Annotated in this window: 5 protein-coding genes, 1 other RNA gene and 1 pseudogene; 6 read left to right on the top strand and 1 reads right to left on the bottom strand. The window is 73.0% G+C overall.

Going from position 1 to position 5,810, the window contains the following annotated elements; genetic code table 11:
• The 5 genes and pseudogenes from G6030_RS12675 to G6030_RS12695 all read left to right on the top strand — a co-directional run.
• Window positions 1-312, top strand: a 312-nt coding sequence (locus G6030_RS12675; RefSeq protein WP_182643366.1) for a Nif3-like dinuclear metal center hexameric protein, incomplete at its 5' end; no start/stop codon positions are given.
• 11 nt (window positions 313-323) lie between these two features.
• A complete protein-coding gene (locus tag G6030_RS12680) occupies window positions 324-1,055 on the top strand; it encodes a C4-type zinc ribbon domain-containing protein (RefSeq protein WP_182643367.1) in 732 nt (243 codons plus the stop codon).
• A gap of 8 nt (window positions 1,056-1,063) precedes the next feature.
• Window positions 1,064-1,699, top strand: a pseudogene (locus tag G6030_RS12685) (histidine phosphatase family protein); the annotation flags it as partial.
• Between the two features lie 71 nt (window positions 1,700-1,770).
• An RNA gene (gene rnpB / locus G6030_RS12690) (RNase P RNA component class A) lies at window positions 1,771-2,201 on the top strand.
• Between the two features lie 80 nt (window positions 2,202-2,281).
• Window positions 2,282-2,455 carry an SPOR domain-containing protein gene (locus G6030_RS12695; protein WP_153038742.1) on the top strand — a complete coding sequence of 58 codons (174 nt, stop codon included), beginning with the start codon at window positions 2,282-2,284 and terminating at the stop codon, window positions 2,453-2,455.
• A gap of 68 nt (window positions 2,456-2,523) precedes the next feature.
• Here G6030_RS12695 and G6030_RS12700 read toward each other — a convergent pair whose 3' ends face one another.
• Window positions 2,524-4,188 (bottom strand): CYTH and CHAD domain-containing protein, encoded by a 1,665-nt coding sequence (locus tag G6030_RS12700; protein WP_347238660.1) that lies wholly within the window; start codon window positions 4,186-4,188, stop codon window positions 2,524-2,526.
• A gap of 87 nt (window positions 4,189-4,275) precedes the next feature.
• On the opposite strand from G6030_RS12700, the gene G6030_RS12705 reads away from it, so the two are divergent.
• Window positions 4,276-5,787, top strand: coding sequence for an FAD-dependent oxidoreductase (locus tag G6030_RS12705; protein WP_182643369.1), 1,512 nt, complete (start codon window positions 4,276-4,278; stop codon window positions 5,785-5,787).
• The last annotated feature ends 23 nt before the right edge of the window (window positions 5,788-5,810 follow it).

Below are 5,810 nucleotides of genomic sequence, written 5' to 3' on the forward strand. Positions count from 1 at the left end.
GCCGGCGACCCGGAGGCCGAGGTCCGGCGCGTCGCCCTGTGCGGCGGATCCGGTGACTCGCTGCTCGGCGCCGCCCGTGCGGCCGGCGCCGACGTCTACCTCACCGGGGACCTGCGTCACCACGTCGTGGACGAGCACCTGCGCGAGGGCGGGCCGATGCTCGTCGACGCCGCCCACTGGGCGCTGGAGTTCCCGTGGTGCGCGCAGGCCGCGGCCCTGCTCGAGGAGGGCGCCGGGGTCACCGCGAGCGTGTGCGACCTGCGGACCGATCCGTGGACGGTGGCCGCTGGGGGAGCGCGCGGGCAGCGGTAGTCTTGGCTCCCATGAAGGCCGATCCCCACCACCAGCGTCGACTCGTCGACATCGCCGACCTCGACCTGCGCCTGGCCGGTCTCGCCCACCGGCGAGAGCACCTGCCCGAGCAGGAGACGCTGGACGGGCTCACGGCCGAGCGACGCGCCGCCACGGAGTCCGTCGCCCGGGCCCGGATCCACCTCGAGGACCTCGATCGCGCCCTGGCCAAGCTGCGCTCGGACCTCGACGCCGTCCGCCGACGCCGCGCCCACGACTCCGACCTGCTGGCCTCCGGCAGCCTGTCCGAGCACCAGTCCACCGAGCTGGACTACGAGCTGCGCTCGCTGGCCCGCCGGCAGGACGCGCTCGAGGCCGAACTCGGCGAGCTCAGCGAACGCCACGAGGCCATGGAGGCCGACGTCCGCCACTCCGGGGCGATCGTCACCGACCTCGACGCGCGCATCGGCATGGCGCGGACACTGCGCGACACCGCGCTGGCCGAGCTCGAGGAGGCGGTCACCGCCACGACGGCCGAGCGGGCGCGTGAGGCCGAGGGGATCCCCACCGACATCCTCGACTTCTACGCCCGGTGCGCGGAGAACGCCGGGGTCGGGGCGGCCATCCTCAACGGCGGCCGGTGCTCGGCCTGTGCGATGGACCTGGACCGCAGCACCGTGGCCGCGTTCCGGTCCGCTCCCGCCGACGACGTGCTCACCTGCCCCGAATGCGGCGTGATCGTCGTCCGTACCGGCAGCCAGTGAGCGCCGGTCCCGGCTGGACGGGCGCCACCGGCCGGCCCACCCGCATCGTCCTGGCCCGACACGGCCAGACCGCCCTCTCGGTCGACCGGCGGTACTCCGGCCAGGGCGACCCCGAGCTCACCGACCTCGGCCTGGCCCAGGCCGAACGCACCGCCCGGCGGCTCGCCGCCCTGCCGGACCTGGCCGCCGTGGTGTCCTCGCCGCTGCGTCGGTGTCTGGGCACCGCCGAGCGCGCCGCCGAGGCCGCCGGCGTGCCGCTGATCGTGGACGACGACCTCATCGAGACCGACTTCGGCCGGTGGGAGGGGCTGACGTTCCGCGAGGCCGCCGAGCAGGACCCCGACACCCACTCCCGCTGGCTCGGCGACACCTCTGTCCCGCCGCCGGGGGGCGAGAGCTTCGAGGTGGTGCGGGAGCGCGTCGAACGGGGCCTACGCCGCATCGTCTCCGAGCGTCCCGGGCAGGTGGTCGCGGTGGTCAGCCACGTCACCCCCATCAAGCTGGCCATCCGTGCCGGACTCGGCGCCGGCGACGAGCTGCTGTTCCGCCTGCACCTCGACCTGGCCTCGGTCTCCGATGTGCGCTTCTACTCCGACGGGCCCACGTCGGTCCACCTGGTCAACGACACCTCGCACCTCGACTGACGCGGCACCTCGGCTGGGGCGGCACCTCGTCCTCGACCGGCGTGCGCCGGAGACTAGACTGGGGCGGCGAACGAGTCGGCCGGACGGCCGCGGACAGGGGAACCGGCGCCCACGGGTGGCCAGGCCCCGGCCCGAGGAAAGTCCGGACTCCACAGAGCAGGGCGGTTGCTAACGGCAACCCGGGGCGACCCGCGGGACAGTGCCACAGAAAACAGACCGCCGCGCCCACGCCGGCGCGGTAAGGGTGAAACGGTGCGGTAAGAGCGCACCAGCACCCCGGGTGACCGGGGTGGCTCGGTAAACCCCGCCCGGAGCAAGGTCGAAGGTCGCACCGCTGGCGGTGCGACTGCGCGGATGGACGTGCGGTGCGCACGGGGAGGGCTGCTCGCCCGAGTCCGCGGGTGGACCGCTCGAGGCACCCGGTGACGGTGTGCCCAGATGGATGGCCGTCGCCCGCCGCACGCGGTGGGCACAGGATCCGGCTTACAGGCCGGCTCGTTCGCCCCGCCCCGATCCGCCGTCGGGCCGCCGCTAGTAGGGTCATGGGTGCACGCCCAGCCCGTCGATCCGAGGAGGTCCGCCGTGTCGGAAGAGCAGTGGTACTACGACATCGCGACAGGTCAGGCACTGCAGGGCAAGGTGACCAACTGGGACAACCGGATGGGCCCGTACGCCACGCGCGCCGAGGCGGAGGCGGCGCTGGCCAAGGCCAGGGCCCGCAACGAGGCGTGGGACGCCGAGGACGAGAAGGACTGACCGGGCTCGGCGAGCTCCGCGCGGGCGTCGACCGCGTCGGGCAAGCCCCGGCGACTCTTCTCGCCGCCCTACTTCTTGCCCTTCTTGCCCTTCTTCCGGCGCTTGCGCGCCGCGCGCCGTGACTCCGACAGCTCGCGGTAGGCGGCCGTGACCGCCGCGGCGTCGCTCTCGAACCCGTCGAGGGCGCGCTCGGAGAATCCACGCTCGTGCTCGAAGAGCACCCCGAACCCGAACGTCGACTCGTGAGCCGTCTCGGCCCGGCGGGCGATCCGGCGGATCCACTGCCGGGCCGTGACGCTGTCCTGCACGTCCCCGAGCACGGTGTGCAGGCGCTGACAGGCGTCGCGCAGGGGTGCCACGGTGAGCTCGTCCGTCCCGGACAGGGCGTTGACGTTCCGCCGCAGGGCCTTGGCGCGCTTGCGGACGACGTGGGTCAGCTCCTCCCGCTCGGCCAGAGTGAGGTCGAGTTCGGCCAGGTCGCGCTCGGTGCGGGTGCGGGCCTTGGTGAACTTCTTGAACTGGCGGTCGACGCCACTCAGCATCAGGTCCTCGGCCTCGCGGCGCTTCTTCTCGGCGCCCTTCGCCTTCGCGCTGTCGGCCGCGGCGTCGCCCTCGTCGCCGTCGCCGGAGGGACCGACGCCGGCGACGCGGACCAGCTCGTGGAGCCGGTCGACCAGGTCGAGGTACCGGTCGGAGAGCAGGGCCGCGGTGACCCGTTCGCCCGCGCGCCGGGCCTCCGCGTCGAGTTCCGTCCGCAGGCGCTGACGGGTCTGCGGGCTCACCACGTCCTCGGTATATCCGGCGGCCAGCTCCTCGAGCCGCTCGTCGACCACCTGGATGTCGCGCAGCTTGCCCAGAACGGCGGCGAGGACCTTGAGCTCGGCGAGCAGCCCGGGCAGGTCGAGAGCGGTGCCGGCGGTGTCGGCCTCGAGTTCGGCGGCGTAGGTGCTGATGGTGCTGCGCAGTCCGCGGACCGCCACGCGCATCTGGTGGACGCCCACCACGGTGGTGCGCCGGGCGGCCGGGTCGTGGTCGAGCAGCTTCTCCAGGTCGCGCGCCAGGGCGTCGCGGACCGGGGAGGCGCCCTCGTCACCGGCGTCCGGTAAGGGCCCGATCGCGCGGGCGAGTTTGGACGACGACGACGAGGTGGTGGCCCCGGCGTCCGCGCACGCGGCGGCGACGGCCGCGAGATGGGCGTGGGCGTCGGGCCGCCCCGGATCGACGATCTCGGCCTCCCACTCCCGCCATGTGGCCGCGGACCCGCCGTTCACGAAGGCCTCGGTGGAGACGTGGTCGTCACAGAACTCGATCACCGCGGCGCCGTCGTCGTCCCGCAACGTGTGGACCTGCCGGAGGTTGTCGATCCGGGCGACGGGCGCCAGCGGACGGCGACGGACAAGCCCGGCGACCGCGGAGAGGAATTCGTCCGGGACCTCGTCGCCGAGAGGGGCCTGCAGTTCGATACGGCCGGCGTGGGCGGGCAGTTTGAGGTGCCACCCCTCGTCGTCCCCGCCGGTGCGGCGGCGCAGCGTCACCTTGTGCCGCGTGAGTGAGAGATCGTCGGTGTCGTAGTAGACGGCGGAGAGCTCGTACTCCTCCGGACCGTCCGCGACGAGCGGCGCGAACGCGTCGGCGGAGGGCGCCGGGATGTCGTCGTCGACCTCGAACTTGCTCTCGACCTCGACGGTCTCGTTGATCGTCATGGACCGGTTGTACCAGTTGTCGGTGAACACCGCCCGACGTGCTCCACCCCACTCCGGACTTACTTGCGGGTAAGATCGGATGCGTTGCAGATCACACACTCGTCGTTGGGAGAAGCAGTGGATCAGCCGAACGTAGTCGACGTCCTCGTCGTGGGGGCCGGGTTCTCCGGCCTCGGCACGGCGATCCGGCTCTCGCAGGAGGGGTTCGACGACCTCGTGGTCCTCGAGCGCGGACACGACGTCGGCGGGACGTGGCGCGACAACAGCTACCCGGGGGCGGCGTGCGACGTGCCGTCCCACCTCTACTCCTACTCGTTCGCCCTCAACCCTGACTGGTCCCGGGCGTTCTCCCCGCAGGGGGAGATCTACGACTACATCCGCCGGGTCACCGCCGAGACCGGGGTCCGCGAGAAGATCCGCTTCGGGGTCGACGTCACCGCCGTCGAGTACGACGCCGACCGCGGCCGCTGGTCGGTGTCCACGAACGCGGGGGAGTACGACGCCCGCGTGGTCGTCCTCGGCGTCGGGGCCCTGTGCGAGCCCAGGTTGCCGGAGATCGACGGCATCGAGGACTTCGCGGGCGACGTCTTCCACACCGCCCGCTGGGACCACTCGGTCCCGCTGGCCGATCGCCGCGTGGCGGTGATCGGGACCGGGGCCTCGGCCATCCAGGTGGTCCCGTCCATCGCACCGACGGTGGGTCACCTCGACGTCTACCAGCGCACCGCGCCCTGGGTCCTCCCCCGCATGGACCGCCCCTACCCGCGCCTGGAGCGGTCGCTGTACCGCCGGGTGCCCGGCCTGCAGAAGGCCGTCCGGGCCCTGCAGTACGCCAGCCGCGAGTTCCAGGTGGTGGGACTGACCCGCACCCGCGCCGCGCTGGCCCCCATCAAGGCGCTCGGCCGCGCGCACCTCGCGCTGCAGGTCCGCGACCGGGCGCTGCGGGAGAAGGTCACCCCAAACTTCGAGATCGGCTGCAAACGCATCCTGCTCTCCAACACCTGGTACCCCGCGCTCGGCCGGGACAACGTCGACCTCGTGACCGAGCCGATAGCCCGGGTCACGGAGAGCGGGATCGTCACCGCCGACGGCGTCGAGCACCCCGCCGACGTGCTGGTCGTGGCCACCGGCTTCCACGTCACCGACTCGCCGTTCTTCGAGCGCGTCCGCGGCGCCGACGGCCGCACCCTCGCGCAGCAGTGGCGCAGCGAGGGCATGGAGGCCTACAAGGGCACCACGGTGGCCGGCTACCCGAACCTCTTCGTCCTGGTCGGCCCGGCCACGGGCCTCGGGCACTCGTCGATGATCTACATGATCGAGTCCCAGCTGAACTATCTCGTGGACGCGCTGCGCACCATGCGGGACCGCGACCTGCAGGCCGTCGAGGTCCGCGCGGCGGTCCAGGAGGCGTACAACCGCGAGCTGCGCGAGCAGACCGGCGAAACCGTCTGGGTGACCGGCTGTCGGAGCTGGTACCTCGACGACAAGGGCAACGCCCCGGCCGTGTGGCCGGACTTCACGCTCACCTTCCGCCGCCAGACCCGCGAGTTCGACCTGAGCGCCTACCACCGGCGGAGCGCGGCCCGGGTCGCGGCCGCGACGCCCGCCGGGCAGGAGGCCCTCCGGTGAGCGCCCGCGGTGCCGGACCGTCC

The sequence above is a fragment of the Dietzia sp. E1 genome, assembly GCF_014145015.1.
Taxonomy (GTDB): domain Bacteria; phylum Actinomycetota; class Actinomycetes; order Mycobacteriales; family Mycobacteriaceae; genus Dietzia; species Dietzia cinnamea_A.